Here is a 15268-nt window from a genome sequence, read left to right on the forward strand (position 1 = left end):
CTTGAGTTAGACGCCGGAGACGAAGGGGCGCGCCGTGGTCCACGCATACATCCTCATCCAGACCGAAGTCGGCAAGGCCGCCGCGGTCGCCGCGGAGATCGCCGGCATCCCCGGCGTCACCAGCTCCGAGGATGTGACCGGTCCCTACGACGTCATCGTCCGCGCCGAGGCGGACAACGTCGACCAGCTCGGGCAGCTCGTCGTCGCGAAGGTGCAGGGCGTCGAGGGCATCACCCGCACGCTGACCTGCCCCGTGGTGCACCTGTAAGCGATGCCGGACACCGAGACCGGGGCGCCGCCGCGGGCACGGCTCGTGGTCGCGGCCGTGCTGGTGGTCGTGCTGGCTGCCGGGGTCGCGGTCATCGGGCTGATGATGCGTGATTCCGGTGACGGCGACGGGCCGCTGGCGCTCGTGCCGGTGGACGCGCCGCAGGCCGGATCGGCCGAGTGCGCGCAGCTCATCCCGGCGATGCCCGCGCAGCTGGACTCGAAGGGCACCGCGCTGCAGCGCCGGACGATCGCGGAACCCGCTCCGGAGGCGACGGTCGCGTGGGGTTCGCCGGAGTCGATCGTGTTGCGCTGCGGGCTGGGCAAACCGCCGGAGCTGACGCCGACCAGCCAGTTGCGCGTGGTCAGCGGCGTGCAGTGGCTGCCGGTCGAGGGGCCGGGCTCGTCGACGTGGTACGTGGTGGACCGGCCGGTGTACGTCGCGCTGACGGTGCCGGACTCCGCGGGGACCGGCCCGTTGCAGCAGATCTCGGACACCGTGGCGGCCACGCTGCCCGCCGTACCGCTGCGCTTCTGACTGCGCACCCTGGAGTGCGGCGGTTGCCGCGCATCCGGCGCTCCCATCCGAAGGTGACCCGGCCTCCCGCGCCACTCACCCATCGCGCCGACCTGCCGAACTCGCCCGAGGTCGGCCGCCGCAGCAACACTCGGACACCGTGGCGGCCACGCTGCCCGCCGTACCGTTGCGCTTCTGACTGCGCACCCTGGAGAGCCGCGGTTGCCGCGCATCCGGCGCTCCCATTCGAAGGTGACCCGGCCTCCCGCGCCACTCGCCCATCGCGCCGACATGCCGAACTCGCCCGAGGTCCAGCCGCCGCAGCAACACTCGCACACCGTGGCGGCCACGCTGCCCGCCGTACCGCTGTGCTTCTGACTGCGCACCCTAGGGAGCGGCGGGTTGCCGCGCCGGCGCTCCCATACGAAGGTGACCCGACCATTCCGGACCGGCGACCGGTCCTCCACGACCAGGGCGCCGCCACGCGTGCCCGCTGCCCGCCGTACCGCTGCGCTGCTGACTGCGCGAGCCTTGGACTGCGCCGGGAAAGTAACCTGCGCTTCCGGCGCAGCCGCCCAAGTGCGGGGCCGGCCCGCCACGACCGCCGGCCGCGCCCCAGTAGGCCGGTCCACCAGCAGCGCGGGTCAGCGCAGCCCGGTGCCCCTTGCCAGCGCGGTGTCGATCAGCGTCGTCAGCAGCGTGCGGTAGTCGACGCCGGTGACCTGCCACATCTTCGGGTACGCCGAGGTCGACGTGAAGCCGGGCATGGTGTTGACCTCGTTGACCGTCAGCTCGCCGTTCGGGCCCACGAAGAAGTCCACCCGCGCCAGGCCCTGGCAGTCGAGCGCCTCGAACGCCTTCACCGCCTGGGCGCGCAGCTTCTCGGTGACCGAATCGTCCAGCTTCGCGGGGATGTCCAGCTCCGCGTCCTCGCCGATGTACTTCGTTTCGAAGTCGTACCAGGCGGACTCGTCGTCGGAGAGCACGCGCACCTCGGCCGGCAACGACGCCTCCACCCGGCCGTCCGGGAACTCCAGCACGCCACACTCGACCTCGCGCCCGGGCACGGCCGCCTCGACCAGCACCTTCGGGTCGGTCTCGCGCGCCAGGGCGATCGCCGCGTCCAGGTCGGCCCAGTCGGTCACCTTGCTGATGCCGATCGAGGACCCGGCCCGCGACGGCTTCACGAACACCGGCAACCCCAGCCGCTCCCGGTCGGCGGCGTCCAGAGTGGACTGACCACGGCGCAGCTCCACGTAGCGGCCGACCGGCAGCCCCTCCGCGGCGAGCAGTTTCTTCGCGTAGCCCTTGTCCATCGCGGCGGCGCTGGCGAGCACGCCCGGCCCGACGTACGGGATCCCGGCCATCTCCAGCAGCCCCTGCAGCGTGCCGTCCTCGCCGAAGGCGCCGTGCAGCACGGGGAAGACGACGTCGACCCCGCCGAGCGCCTCGGCGCCCGGCTCCGTGACGACCAGCTCGCGCCGCGTCGGGTCACCGGCCAGCACCAGCGACTGGCCGCCGTCGACCGAGGGCAGCTGCCGGTCCTGGATGGTGAGGGTCTTCGGGTCGGCGGTGCCCAGCACCCAGCCGCCCTCGCGGGTGATCCCGATGGGCACGACCTCGAATCGGTCGCGGTCCAGGTGCGCCAGCACGCTGCCCGCCGACAGGCACGAGATGGTGTGCTCGGTGCTCCGGCCGCCGAACACCACGGCCACCCGCGTCTTCCTCATGGGCCGTCACCCTACCGGGCTCTTGCCCCGATCCGATCAGCGCAGTAAGCCCACCAGCGTGTCCAGCGCGCCACTGAGCGCCTCCCGCGAACAGCCCGCGTAGCCGATCGCCACGCCGAAGGCCGTCGGCGTGCCGGCGAAGTGCCGCGCCAGCCCGTCCAGCCGGATCCCCCGCACCCGGCCCGCCGCCAGCCGCTCCCGCTCCACCTCCGGCGACGGGAACGGCACCACCAGGTGCGCGCCCGCGTCGTCGCCCAGCACCGTGATCCCGGCCTCGCGCAGCGCCGACACCAGCAGCACCCGCCGCTCGGACAGCTCCCGCCGCAGTTTCCGCAGGTGACGGCCCAGGTCGCCGTGCCGGGCGAGTTCGACCAGCACCCGCTGGCCCGCCGGTGACGGGCGCGTTCCCGTGCGGTCGCGGTGCCCGAGCACGGACGACGTGACCGCGCCCGGCGCGACCATCCACCCCGCGCCGAGGGTGGGCGTGAGGATCTTGCTGGTGGTGCCGAGATGCACCACGACATCCGGCGCGAGCGCGGCGAGCAGCGGCAGCGGCGCGACGTCGAACCGCAGCTCGCCGTCGTAGTCGTCCTCGATGATCAGCATGTTCTCGGCGCGGGCCCGCTCGACGAGTTCCACCCGGCGGGCCGCGTTCAGCCGCGACCCCATCGGGTACTGGTGCGCGGGCGAGCAGTAGACCCCGCGCACGCCGGCCGGGATCGCGTCGGTGCGCAGGCCCTCGCCGTCGACCGGCACACCGACCACCTTCAGCCCGGCGCTCAGGAACGCCTCCACCGCCCGCTGGTAGCCGGGCTCCTCGACGGCGACCGTGTCCCCGGCGCGGAAGACGGCCCCGGCCAGCTCGAACACCGCGGCGGTGGTGCCGCCGGTCGCCAGCACCGAGTCGGTGCCGACCGCCAGCCCGCGGTGGCGCAGCAGGTGCTCGGCGATCGCCGCCCGGTACTCCGGCAGCCCGGCCCGGTGCGCGCTGGTCAGCGGAGGTGTGTCGGCGGCGGCGCGCCAGGCCCGGCGCCAGGCGGCCCGGTCGATGCCCGCCGCCCACGGCGTGCCCGGGGTGAGGTCGAGCAGCTCTTCCGGCTCGGCGACCTCTCCGGGGACGACCCGTTGGACGGGCCGGTCACTGGGTGGTGAAGTGGTGACGTAGGTGCCGGAACCGTGCCGCCCGGTGATCCACCCTTCGGCGTGCAGTTGCTCGTAGGCGGCGGAGGTGACGGTGCGGCTGACGCCGAGCCGGGCGGCGAGGGCCCGGGTGGACGGCAGGCGGTCGCCGCCGCGCAGGTGCCCGGTCGCCGCCGCGTCGCGCAGGGCGTCGGCGAGCTGCACGGCCAGCGGCGTCGCGGCCTCGCGGTCGAGGGTGACGGGCAGCGCGGTCGCGGGCTGGGACACCAGAAGTGGCCTTTCGTTTTGTCTCGAAAGTGGATCTACCAGGAGTCCACTATACCTTCGACACTGAAGGCATGACCACGCTCTCGCCCACCCCGCGCAGCACCCTGACCCGCAAGAAGGACCGCGCGGCCACTGATCGCGAGCGCCTGTACGAGGTGCTCGACGACGGCCTGATCTGCCACCTCGGGCTCGTGCTGAACGGCTCTCCCGTCGTGCTGCCCACCGGCTACGGCCGCGACGGCGACACCCTGTACTTCCACGGTTCGACGGGCGCCGGGAACCTGCGCGCGGCGGCCACGGGCATCGACGTGTGCGTCACGGTCACTCTGCTCGACGGTCTGGTCTACGCGCGCTCGCTCAACAACCACTCCATGAACTACCGCAGCGCGGTCGTGCACGGAAGCGCGCGCCTGGTGACTGGCGAGGAGAAGATGCACGGGCTGCGCGTCGTGACCGAGCACCTCACGCCGGGCTCGTGGGACCACGCGCGGGCGGTGAACGCGAAGGAGTTGGCGTCGGTTTCGGTGCTGGCGCTGGATCTCGCGGAGGCGTCGGTGAAGATCCGCGCCGGCGAGCCGATCGACGAGCCGGAGGACATGGACAGCCACGAGATCTGGGCCGGGGTGGTGCCGGTCCAGACCACCTTCGGCGAGCCCATCCCGGCCGCGTACATGCCCGCGGGTGCGCCGATCCCGCCGCACGTGCGTGCGCGTGGGTAGCGTCGGGGTGTGCTGACCACCCTCGCCGTCGAGAACTACCGCTCGTTGCGGGACCTGGTGCTGCCGTTGTCCCGGCTGACGGTCGTCACCGGCGTCAACGGCACCGGGAAGTCCAACCTGTACCGGGCGCTGCGATTGCTCGCCGACGCCGGGCGGAACGGCGCGGTCGCCGCACTGGCCCGGGAAGGCGGGCTGCCGTCGACGCTGTGGGCGGGGCCGGAGTCGGTCGGGCGCGCGGTCCGCGAGGGCCGCGCGCCGGTGCAGGGGACGGTGCGCACGAAGGCGGTGGGGCTGCGGCTCGGGTTCTCCGGCGACGAATTCGGTTACGCGCTCGACTTCGGGTTGCCCGTGCCGTCGTCGGATCCGCTGCGGCCCACCCTGTTCAACCTCGACCCGGAGTTCAAACGGGAGGGTCTGTGGCGCGGGCCCGTGCTGCGGCCGGCGGCGTTGCTCGCCGACCGGGCGGGCCCGGCGGTGCGCGTGCGCGACGACTCGGGCGCGTGGGCGGGGAGTTCGCGCATCGGGCTCACCGACAGCATGCTGAGCGAACTGGCCGATCCGCGGGCCTGTCCCGAGCTGCTGGTGGTGCGGGAACGGTTGCGGTCGTGGCGGTTCTACGACCAGTTCCGCACCGACGCGGACGCGCCCGCGCGGCAGGATCGGATCGGCACCCGCACCCCGGTGCTGGACCACGACGGCGGCGACCTGGCCGCCGCATTGCGGACGATCCAGGAGTTCGGTGACGACGAAGCACTGGCCGAGGCGGTGTCCGACGCGTTCCCGCGGTCGCGAGTGGAGGTCGAAGCGGTCGACGGGTTGCTGCGGTTGCGGTTCCACCAGCACGGGTTGCTGCGCCCGCTGGGGGCGGCGGAGTTGTCGGACGGGACGTTGCGTTACCTGTTGTGGGTGGCGGCGTTGCTGAGCCCGCGGCCGCCGGAACTGCTGGTGCTGAACGAACCCGAGACGAGCCTGCACCCGGACCTGTTGCCTGCGCTGGCCGCGCTGATCGCCAAGGCCCGCGCGCAGCTCATCGTGGTGTCGCACGCGCGGCCGCTGGTGCACGCGTTGTCGGCGATCGCGCCGGAGGCCGCGGTGCTGGAACTGGAGAAGGAGTTCGGCGCGACGGTCCTCGCCGGGCAGGGCAGGCTGGACCGGCCCGCCTGGCACTGGCCGAAGCGGTGAGCCCCGCGCTCCGCCGGGTGCGGAGCGCGGGGCCGCTGGTCATTCGTCGTCGCCGCCGGTGACGTTGCCGACGCTCGTCGGGACGCCCTTGATCATGTCGATGATCGTCTTGCCTGCCAGGCCGCGGTAGCCGAACCACGGGTCCGTCATGTACTTGATGGCCTGCTCGAACTTCGCGGCGCCCTCCTCGCCGAACAGCTTGCCCAGCTGGGCGACCGAGAAGTTGCTGATCTTGTCGAACTTGGCCAGCGTCTCGGGCGTGACGCCCTCGATCTTGGCCAGTTCGTTCTTGATGGCCTGTGACATCTGCTCGGACAACCGGTGGTGCGTGGGATCCGGGGTCGCCTGGTTGCCGCCCGGTGCGCTGTTGCCGGGCTGGTTGTTGCCCGCCTGGTTGTTGCCCGCCTGGTTGTTGCCCGCCTGGTTGTTGCCCGCCTGGTTGTTGCCGGGCTGGTTCGAGCCGCCAGGCTGGTTGTTGCCCGCCTGATTCGAGCCGCCAGGCTGGTTCGAGCCGCCGGTCTGGGACTGATCAGTGGGCTTCGGCGAGCCGGGCGCGTTGTCCGTCGGCTTCGGCGAGCCAGGCGCGTTGTCCGTCGGCTTCGGCGAAGTGGGCGCCGGCTCCGTCGGCTTCGGCGAAGCCGTGGCGGAGGTGTCCAGCTTCGGCGGCACGGGCACCGGCTGCACATCCGCAGGCTTGGGCGCCGGAGCGGGATCGTTGAGCTTCGGCCCACCCGACACCGGCGACGGCGGTGGGTCGGCAGGCTTCGGTGCGGCGGACGAAGTCGTCACCGCATCGTCCAGCTTGGGCCCACTCGACACGGGCGCCGCATCCGCGGGCTTCGGCCCAGCAACCGGAGCCGGCGGCGGATCATTCAACTTCGGCCCACCCGACACCGGCGCCGCATCCGCGGGCTTGGGCGCCGGAGCCGGAGCCGGCGGCGGGTCGTTCAGCTTGGGGCCACTCGACACGGGCGCCGCGTCAGCAGGCTTCGGCCCCACAACCGGAGCAGGCGGCGGATCATTCAACTTCGGCCCACCCGACACCGGCGCCGCATCCGCAGGCTTCGGCCCGGCAACCGGAGCCGGCGGCGGGTCGTTCAGCTTGGGGCCACTCGACACCGGCGCACCGGAGTTCGCCGGCGGCGGGCCGCTCGAACCGGGCTTCACCGACGGCGGCTTGGCCCCGGCGAGGTCGTCACCGGCCTTGCCGAGCTTGCTCAGCGACGCCCCCAGGTCCACCAGCTTCCTGGTCAGCTCGGCGATCTTCGCGCCGATCTTGCCCAGCGCGGTGGCCACCATGCCGATCGTCGTGCCGATGAAGATCGCGATCGACGCGCCGAACGTCACCGGCGCCAGCGCCGCCGCGATCAGCGCGCCCTTGATGATCGTCGCGAGCAGCATGGCGATCAGGTCGCGCGCGATGCCGCGGAAGGCGCCCACCAGACCGCCCGCGACCTTCATCGACTTGCCGGCGTTCTCCAGGTAACCGCCGATCGCGTTGAGCTGGTCGGTCACCGCCTCCATGCTCTTGCGGAACTGGTCGGCGCCCTCACCGGTCCAGCTCTCCATCAGCGTCGCGAGCTTGGTCTGGTGGTCCTGCGCCCACTGCTCGAGCTTCGCCTTCTCGGCCTTGACCGCTTCCTCGGCCGCCGCGATGCCCTCGGGGTCGCCCCACATGATGTCCAGCGGCCACCGCAGCACCGAGATGTGCTCGATCAGCCAGCCGATCCCGGCGGTCAGCAGGCTGCCGATCGGGTCGAGCGCGAGACCCAGCGTCTCCAGCGCGAGACCGGCCGAGCCGATGCCGATCGCGACCTTGTCGTTCTCCTTGACGGCCTCGTTCAAGCTGACCGCGGCGTCGAAGAACCCCGCGCCGGTCTGCCACTTCTCGGCCATGTGCAGGCCGACGTCCCCGGGCTTGTACTCGCTCATGCCTTGAACCCCAGCAGTCCGGCAGCGGTTTCGGCGTCGTGCGCGTCGTAGGCCTTCGCGGCCTCGCGCACGTTGTCGGCGAACTCGGTGATCGTGCCCGAGTATTTGTTGAGCTGGTCCTCGGCCTTGCCGCACCACAACGTGACGCCGGCGCCGAAGATCTGCCCGACCATCCCGAAGATGCCGATGTCGCCGACGCACCCGCCGACCACCCCGGCGGTGCCCTTCAGGTTCTCCGTCAACTGGTCGAGGTGCTGGCCGAACGCGACCAGCGGAGCCGAATCGACCTCGAAACCGGAACCGCTCACCACGGCCTCATCTCGTCGTCGTCATCTGCCGGGGACGCCGGGCGCGGCCGCCGCGGCGCGGGACGCTGCTGCTGCACCGGGGACACCGGCGGAACCGGCGGCGGTGGCGGTGGCGGTGTCGCTTCCGCCTCGGGCTCGGCGAAGTCCTCCGGCTCGTCCTCGACCGGCGGCAGGAAACTCCTGATCACCTCAGCGGACTCGCCGTCGCCCGCGATCGCGGTGAACGAGTCCGAGACGGCGCGCGCGGCCTGCCGCTGACCTTCCCGCACCGCCTCCATGATCGCGGCGGTGAGGCGCGCCGGGCCGAGGTCGCAGGCGCGGTGCCCGAGTTCGAGGCGTTGCAGCGCACCGTTCGGCGCGATCGTGACGGTCACCGAACCGTCCTTCGACCGCACCGTCGCCGACGCCTCGCCGAGCGCGTCCTGCAGCGCCGCGGCCTTCTGCTGCATCTCGCGCACCTGCTGTTCGAGCAGGTGCTGGAAGTCCTCCCCCGGCCTCAGATTCGGCTGCATCCTGCTCCCCTGCGCGCGTGTCCGATGATCAACGCGCAGGCTACCGCAGCGATCGTGAGGTTCCGCCCGGATGCGGCGAACTCCCCGGGAACCTTTCCCTAACGGGCGAAAGGGTCAGTCGCGGACCGGCCCGGTGACCGGGTCGAGGTGGTAGGACCGCATGACCCGCCCGCCGCTGCGGTAGACGTGGATGCTGATCGCCGGGTCCGGGCCGTCGTTGCGCACCTGGTGCACGTACCCCGGCCCGAAGACTCGCGACTGCCCCGCCGACAACGCGTGCACCTCGGTCACCCCGTGCCGCGCGACGGTCTCGGTGAGACGTCCGCTGACGACGGTGAACGCGCCCGTCGAGTGCCCGTGGTCGTGCAGGTCGGTGTGCTGGCCGGGCAGCCAGCCCATCAGCCAGATCTCCTCGTCGTCGCGCGCCTCGACGAGCGCGGAGAACCGCTCGTCCGGGTCGTAGCGCAGCAGGTGCCGCCAGCGGTCGCGGTCGGCGGCGAACTCGAGCGCGACCCGCACCGGGTGGCGCAGGACGGGCTTCTCGGTCAGGGCAACGGTGTTGTCCGGAACGGCAAACATGAAAAGAGGTGTCCTCGGAAAAAGGGGGGTTGTCGGGCAGGCTGGGCTGGGTCAGCGACAACAACAAGGACACAGCGCGGCGCCGCAGCGGAGATCCCGCCGGGTCATCAGGCCACGCGTCGTCATGGCGCCCACCCAACCAGCAGGCCGGGCGGGCGTCAAATCCGTTCCACTTGCTAGGACCACTCGTGCTTCTGGCGGCGGCCGAGCAGCTCGGCGCCCACCTGGCGGGGGTCCGCCCCCTCGTGGCACACGCGGTGCATCGCGTCCGTGATCGGCATGTCCACACCGTGCTTGTGGGCCAGTTCGCGGATGGAGGTGCAGGACATCACGCCCTCGGCGACCTGCCCGCCCGCCGCGGCCTGCGCCTGCTCCAGCGTCTCGCCGCGGCCGAGCCGCTCGCCGAAGGTGCGGTTGCGGGACAGCGGGGACGAACAGGTCGCCACGAGGTCGCCGACCCCGGCGAGTCCGGCGAACGTGAGCGGGTCGGCGCCCAGCTTCGTGCCCAGCCGCGCCATCTCCGCCAGCCCGCGGGTGATGAGCGTGGCCGTGGTGTTGGCCCCCAGCCCCATGCCGACCGCCATGCCGCAGCTCAGCGCGATGACGTTCTTCGCGGCGCCACCGACCTCGCAGCCCACCACGTCGGTGTTGGTGTAGGGCCGGAAGTAGGAGTTGAAACTGGCCTGCTGGATCGCGACCGCGCGGTCGTGGTCGGCGCACGCGAGCACCGCGCCCGCCGGCTGCCCCTGCGCGATCTCCCGCGCCAGGTTCGGGCCGGACACCACCACGATCTCGTCGCCGGACACGCCGCTGATCTCGGCGATCACCTCGCTCATCCGCTTGAGCGTGCCGAGTTCGACGCCCTTGGCGAGGCTGACCAGGATCGCGCCGCGCGGCAGGAGTTCCCGCCAGCCGGAGAGGTTCGCGCGCAGGCTCTGGCTGGGCACGGCCAGCACGACCGCCTCCGCGCCCGCCAGCGCCTCGGCCGGGTCGTGCGTCGCGGTCAGGTTCGCGGGCAGTTCGATGCCCGGGAGGTAACCGCTGTTGGCGTGCCGCTCGCGGATCTCGCCGGCGACTTCCTCCCGCCGGGCCCACATCGTCACGTCCCGGCCCGCGTCGGCGAGCACCTTCGCGAACGCGGTGCCCCACGAACCCGCGCCGAGCACGGTGATGCGCTGCACCATCGTCAGTCCGCCGCCTCGGGCTTGCGGGCGGGCGGCTGCTCACCGCGGACGTCGGCCAGCAGCTCGGTGACCCGCTCCATGAGCAGTTCCGTCACCTCCCGCAGCAGCGGACCGGTCTGCGGCTTGCCGCGGTAGGCGGACAGGTCGACCGGTTCGCCCACCGCGTGCGTCACGGTCGTGCGCGGCACCAGCCGCACCTTCTTGTGGTAGAAGTCCAGGATCTGCTGGGTGCCCCAGCGCGCCACGGGGATCACCGGGACGTCGTTGTCGAGCGCCAGCCGCGCGACCCCGGTGTGCGACCGCTTCGGCCAGCCGTTCGGGTCCTTGGTGATGGTGCCCTCGGGGTAGATGACGACGACCTTGCCCTCCTGCAGCGCCTGGTGCGCGGCGCGGAGGCTGTCACCGGCCTGCGCGGACCCGCGGTAGACCGGGATGCTGCCCGCGCCGACGAGGATCTTCCCGAAGATCGGCGTGCGGGCGAGGCTGTCCTTGGCCAGGAACCGCGGCACGCGCTTCTGGCGGTGGATGAACACCGCGTCGACGGCGGGGTCCATGTGCGAGACGTGGTTCATGACCACGAGCGCCGGACCTTCCCGCGGGATGCGCTCGGCGCCGGTGTAGACCCGCCTGCCGATCCAGCTCACCGGGTAGAACAGCACGGCGGCGGCTCCGACCCAGAACCCGCCCTTCTCACGACCGGCCAAGACTCCTCCTGCTGTGGTGTGTGCTGCCGGTAGCTGATCCTAGGTGCACGATTGCGGAAAGATGGGGGTGTGCCCGTACCCGTCGAAATCTCCGGCCTGATCGTCCCGCTGAAGCCACCGCGGGCAGGCAAGTCCCGCCTGCGTGGCGCGGTGGACGAGCGCGACCACGCCGCGCTCGTACTGGCCCTGGCCTGGGACACCCTGGCCGCGGCGACCGACGCCGGCGTCCGCCTGCTGGTGGTCGCCGCGGATCCGGCAGCCGTGTCCGGCCTGCGACGCCCCGGGGTGGAGGTCGTCGGCGAGCGCGGCGACGGCGACCTGAACTCCGCGCTGCGGCAGGGCGAGGCGCTGCTCCGGCAGCGGGACCCGGACGCCGTGGTCGGGGCGATTCAAGCCGATCTGCCCGCTTTGCGTCCCGCGGAACTGGCCGCAGCGCTCGCCGCGGCGGAGGGCAGGCGGGTGTTCGTCGCGGACGCCGACGGCACCGGCACGACGCTGTTGCTGTCCGAACCGGGCGGGCCCCTCGACCCGCGGTTCGGCGCCGGTTCGGCCGCGGCGCACGCCGGGTCCGGCGCGGTGCCGCTGGAACTGGACCTGCCGACCCTGCGCCGGGACGTGGACACCCCGGCGGACCTCGCGGAGGCCTGCCGCCTGGGTGTCGGCGATCGGACACGGGCGGTGCTCTGCTCACGGGAGGTCGCGTGAACATCACCCGGCCGCTCGGCGAACTGCTCCGGGTGGTCCTGCGGAGCACGGGTGAACTGCTCAATCTCTCACTCGGAGTATCGGCAGGCAGGCCCGAAGTAGGGAACAATGCGAGGGTGAGCAGCGACGAGACCAACCCCCCGGCAACGACCCAACCGGCGTCCGGCGAGACCGCCGCGCCCACGAGATTCCGCGCCATCCCGTCCGCGCCCCCGGCGGTGACCCCGTCGTCGGACCTGCCGCCCGCGTCCCTGCCCGACGACCGGTACTTCAACCGCGAGCTGTCGTGGCAGGACTTCAATGCCCGGGTGCTGGCGCTGGCCGAGGACGCGTCCCAGCCGCTGCTGGAGCGGGCCAAGTTCCTCGCCATCTTCGCGTCCAATCTGGACGAGTTCTACATGGTGCGGGTGGCCGGGCTGAAGCGCCGCGACGAGACCGGCCTGCCGGTGCGCAGCGCCGACGGGCTCACCCCGCGCGAGCAGCTGGCCTACATCGCCAAGCGCAACCAGGACCTGGTTGAGCGGCACACCGCCGCGTTCGAGGAGCACGTCCGCCCGGAGCTGGCCAAGCACGACATCCAGATCGTGTGCTGGGCCGATCTGGAGGCGGACGACCAGGCGCGGCTGTCGGACTACTTCACCGAGCAGATCTTCCCGGTGCTGACGCCGCTGGCGGTCGACCCGGCGCACCCGTTCCCCTACATCTCCGGGCTGTCGCTGAACCTGGCCGTCACGGTGCGGGACCCGGACCTGGGCACCGAGCGGTTCGCCCGGGTCAAGGTGCCGAACAACGTGCCGCGCCTGATCCGCGTCGAGCAGCAGCGGGAGAGCCGCGTCGCGACGTTCCTGCCGTTGGAGGAGCTGATCGCGGCGCACCTCGGTGAGCTGTTCACCGGCATGGAGGTCACCGAGCACCACGTTTTCCGGGTGACCCGCAACGCCGACGTGGACGTGGACGAGGACCGCGACGAGGACCTGTTGCAGGCACTGGAGCGGGAGCTGGCGCAGCGCCGGTTCGGCCCGCCGGTGCGGCTCGAGGTCGCCAACGACATGAGCGAGCACGTGCTCGACCTGCTGCTGCGGGAGTTGGAGGTCGATCCGCACGACGTGGTCGAGGTGCCCGGGCTGCTGGACCTGACGTGCCTGATGCAGCTTTCCAGTTTGGACCGCAAGGAACTGAAGGACCGCCCTTTCGTCCCGGCCACGCACCCGGCGTTCGGTGAGCACGAGACGCCGAAGAGCGTCTTCGCCACCCTGCGCGAGGGCGACGTGCTCGTGCACCACCCGTACGACTCGTTCTCCACGAGCGTGCAGCGGTTCATCGAGCAGGCCGCCGGGGACAGCAAGGTGCTGGCCATCAAGCAGACCCTGTACCGCACGTCCGGTGACTCCCCCATCGTGAACGCGCTCATCGACGCCGCCGAGGCGGGCAAGCAGGTCGTGGCGCTGGTGGAGATCAAGGCCCGGTTCGACGAGGAGGCCAACATCACCTGGGCCCGCACGCTGGAGCGGGCCGGGGTGCACGTGGTGTACGGGCTCGTCGGGCTGAAGACGCACTGCAAGGTGGCGATGGTGGTGCGCCAGGAGGGCTCGACCATCCGCCGCTACTGCCACATCGGCACCGGCAACTACAACCCGAAGACGGCGCGGCTCTACGAGGACGTCGGCCTGCTGACCGCCGACCCGGACATCGGCGCGGACATCACGGACCTGTTCAACGTGCTGACCGGGTATTCGCGGCAGGACACCTACCGCAACATCCTCACCTCACCGGCCGGGATCCGGCGCGGCATCCTGCGGCTGATCGACGAGGAGATCGAGCACAAGCACGCCGGCGCGGAAGCCGGTATCCGCATCAAGTGCAACTCGCTCGTCGACGAGCAAATCATCGACGCGCTCTACCGGGCCTCCGCCGAAGGGGTTCCGGTGGAGATCGTGGTGCGGGGTATTTGCGCCCTGAAACCGGGCGTGCCCGGACTGTCCGAGAACATTTCCGTCCGGTCCATTCTCGGGCGGTTCCTGGAGCATTCCCGCATCTTCCATTTCCTCGCCGGGCGCACCTACTGGATCGGCAGCGCGGACATGATGCACCGCAACCTGGACCGCCGGATCGAGGCGATGGTGCAGGTCAAGGACGTGCGGCTGACCAGGCAGCTGGACGAGATCCTCGATTCGGCGCTGGACCCGGCGACGCGGTGCTGGGTGCTGACCGACAGCGGGGAGTGGCAGCCGTCTCCCGCGGACACCACGCAGGTCCGCGACCACCAGAACGAGTTGTTGAAGAAGCACGGGGCCAACGGGTGAGTTCTGTTCGTGTCCGCGCCGCGGGTGCGGTGCTGTGGCGGACCGGTTCCGGCGGGGTCGAGGTGGCCGTCGCGCACCGACCCCGCTACGACGACTGGTCGCTGCCGAAGGGGAAGCTCGACAGCGGGGAGACCCTGCCCGCCGCGGCGGTGCGGGAGATCGCGGAGGAGACCGGTTTCCGGGCTCATCTGGGGCGGCACCTGCGGACGGTGCGGTACTCGGTGGCGGCCGGGCCGAAGTCGGTGGACTACTACAGCGCGGCGGCTGTTTCGGGGGCTTTCGAGCCCAACGAGGAGGTCGACGAGCTGAGGTGGCTCGCGCCCGCGGAGGCGGCCGGGTTGCTGTCGTACGACAGTGACCGGTCGGTGCTCGAGGATTTCGAAGCATTGCCTGCGGGGTTGACCACGCTGTTGCTCGTGCGGCACGCGAAGGCCGGCAAGCGGGACGAGTGGCGCGGTGACGACGACCTGCGACCGCTGTCCCCGAGCGGCATCCGGCAGGCAGCCGCGCTGCGGGCGTTGTTGCCGCTGTTCGGACCGGACAGGGTGGTGGCCGCCCCCCGGTTGCGGTGCGAGCAGACGGTGCGCGGCGTGGCGGACGACCTCGGTGTGCCGGTCGAGCACGAGGACCTGATGGCGGAGGAACGCTACTGGGACGACCGGGACGCCGGGCTCGCCAGGCTGCTGGCGCTGGTGTCCGTCGGCGGGACGCCCGTGGTGTGCAGCCAGGGCGGGGTGATCCCGGACCTGGTGACGCGGTTGGCCACGCGAGACGGCGTGCGCCTGCCGGTCGATGAGGGTGAGAAGGTGCCGAGCAAGAAGGGCTCGGTGTGGGTGCTCTCGTTCCGGGCCGCGCCCGGCAACGGCGGACCCCAGCTCGTGGCGGCGGACTACGTGCCCACAGCGCTGCCAACCCCCGCCACGAGCCAGGTGTAGCTCAGTCCGCCTGCGACGGTGGTCGCAGCGCACCGACGCCCCCCGCCCACCTCGCCAACGCAAGCCGATAACGCCAGCGGACCGACCAACACACCAGGCCTCGCCCCCACTCCGCAACCGCCGCCCGGCAACGCAAGGGGCCCGACCACACCCCCGCCCCTCCCCCACCCCGCGAACGCAAGCCGGCAACGCAAGCAGACCGACTACCCCAACCAGACCTCCCCCGCCCCCGATCCACAGCCGATCTTTAGTCGCCGACCAGGGTTGTCAAGGCACGCTTTCCC

Annotated in this window: 15 protein-coding genes; 7 read left to right on the top strand and 8 right to left on the bottom strand. The window is 71.8% G+C overall.

What is annotated here, in order from left to right:
* Positions 1–34: 34 nt before the first annotated feature.
* Together ACCP09_RS08465 and ACCP09_RS08470 are read left to right on the top strand one after the other, a co-directional pair.
* Positions 35–268 (top strand): Lrp/AsnC ligand binding domain-containing protein, encoded by a 234-nt coding sequence (locus ACCP09_RS08465; RefSeq protein ID WP_017987495.1) that lies wholly within the window; start codon positions 35–37, stop codon positions 266–268.
* A gap of 3 nt (positions 269–271) precedes the next feature.
* The gene (locus ACCP09_RS08470) at positions 272–805 is read left to right on the top strand and encodes a DUF3515 domain-containing protein (RefSeq protein WP_431902707.1); all 534 of its coding nucleotides are present in this window, start codon (positions 272–274) and stop codon (positions 803–805) included.
* 623 nt (positions 806–1428) lie between these two features.
* Here ACCP09_RS08470 and ACCP09_RS08475 read toward each other — a convergent pair.
* Positions 1429–2514, bottom strand: a complete 1086-nt coding sequence (locus ACCP09_RS08475; protein ID WP_037322622.1) for a D-alanine--D-alanine ligase family protein — start codon at positions 2512–2514, stop codon at positions 1429–1431.
* 36 nt (positions 2515–2550) lie between these two features.
* Positions 2551–3921, bottom strand: coding sequence for a PLP-dependent aminotransferase family protein (locus ACCP09_RS08480; protein ID WP_433744690.1), 1371 nt, complete (start codon positions 3919–3921; stop codon positions 2551–2553).
* A gap of 71 nt (positions 3922–3992) precedes the next feature.
* Here ACCP09_RS08480 and ACCP09_RS08485 point away from each other — a divergent pair, with 71 nt between their 5' ends.
* Positions 3993–4640: a pyridoxamine 5'-phosphate oxidase family protein gene (locus ACCP09_RS08485; protein ID WP_433744693.1), complete on the top strand. Its 648-nt coding sequence runs from the start codon at positions 3993–3995 to the stop codon at positions 4638–4640.
* A 9-nt stretch (positions 4641–4649) separates the two neighbouring features.
* Positions 4650–5822, top strand: a complete 1173-nt coding sequence (locus ACCP09_RS08490) for an AAA family ATPase (protein WP_433744696.1) — start codon at positions 4650–4652, stop codon at positions 5820–5822.
* Positions 5823–5861: 39 nt separating this feature from the next.
* Here ACCP09_RS08490 and ACCP09_RS08495 read toward each other — a convergent pair whose 3' ends face one another.
* The 6 genes from ACCP09_RS08495 to ACCP09_RS08520 all read right to left on the bottom strand — a co-directional run bounded on the left by ACCP09_RS08495 (position 5862) and on the right by ACCP09_RS08520 (position 11041).
* Positions 5862–7754, bottom strand: a complete 1893-nt coding sequence (locus ACCP09_RS08495; RefSeq protein ID WP_433744699.1) for a hypothetical protein — start codon at positions 7752–7754, stop codon at positions 5862–5864.
* Positions 7751–8062 carry a type VII secretion target gene (locus ACCP09_RS08500; protein WP_378366231.1) on the bottom strand — a complete coding sequence of 104 codons (312 nt, stop codon included), beginning with the start codon at positions 8060–8062 and terminating at the stop codon, positions 7751–7753. Before ACCP09_RS08500 ends, ACCP09_RS08495 begins: the two co-directional genes overlap by 4 nt.
* Positions 8059–8574, bottom strand: coding sequence for a YbaB/EbfC family nucleoid-associated protein (locus ACCP09_RS08505; RefSeq protein WP_433744703.1), 516 nt, complete (start codon positions 8572–8574; stop codon positions 8059–8061). Before ACCP09_RS08505 ends, ACCP09_RS08500 begins: the two co-directional genes overlap by 4 nt.
* A gap of 114 nt (positions 8575–8688) precedes the next feature.
* A complete protein-coding gene (locus ACCP09_RS08510) occupies positions 8689–9153 on the bottom strand; it encodes a cysteine dioxygenase (RefSeq protein ID WP_433744706.1) in 465 nt (154 codons plus the stop codon).
* Between the two features lie 176 nt (positions 9154–9329).
* On the bottom strand, positions 9330–10337 hold the full coding sequence (locus ACCP09_RS08515; protein WP_027931887.1) for an NAD(P)H-dependent glycerol-3-phosphate dehydrogenase: 1008 nt from the start codon (positions 10335–10337) through the stop codon (positions 9330–9332).
* Between the two features lie 2 nt (positions 10338–10339).
* On the bottom strand, positions 10340–11041 hold the full coding sequence (locus ACCP09_RS08520; protein WP_027931888.1) for a lysophospholipid acyltransferase family protein: 702 nt from the start codon (positions 11039–11041) through the stop codon (positions 10340–10342).
* A 69-nt stretch (positions 11042–11110) separates the two neighbouring features.
* Here ACCP09_RS08520 and cofC point away from each other — a divergent pair, with 69 nt between their 5' ends.
* From cofC to ACCP09_RS08535, 3 genes are all read left to right on the top strand, one after another.
* Positions 11111–11746: a 2-phospho-L-lactate guanylyltransferase gene (cofC, locus tag ACCP09_RS08525; RefSeq protein WP_020421983.1), complete on the top strand. Its 636-nt coding sequence runs from the start codon at positions 11111–11113 to the stop codon at positions 11744–11746.
* A 116-nt stretch (positions 11747–11862) separates the two neighbouring features.
* A complete protein-coding gene (locus ACCP09_RS08530; RefSeq protein WP_017987482.1) occupies positions 11863–14049 on the top strand; it encodes an RNA degradosome polyphosphate kinase in 2187 nt (728 codons plus the stop codon).
* Positions 14046–14984 (top strand): NUDIX hydrolase, encoded by a 939-nt coding sequence (locus tag ACCP09_RS08535; protein WP_433744711.1) that lies wholly within the window; start codon positions 14046–14048, stop codon positions 14982–14984. The genes ACCP09_RS08530 and ACCP09_RS08535 overlap by 4 nt, the downstream gene beginning before the upstream one ends.
* Positions 14985–15268 lie beyond the last annotated feature (284 nt).

The organism is Amycolatopsis sp. 3B14, from assembly GCF_050958625.1.
Lineage (GTDB): Bacteria > Actinomycetota > Actinomycetes > Mycobacteriales > Pseudonocardiaceae > Amycolatopsis_E > Amycolatopsis_E thermoflava.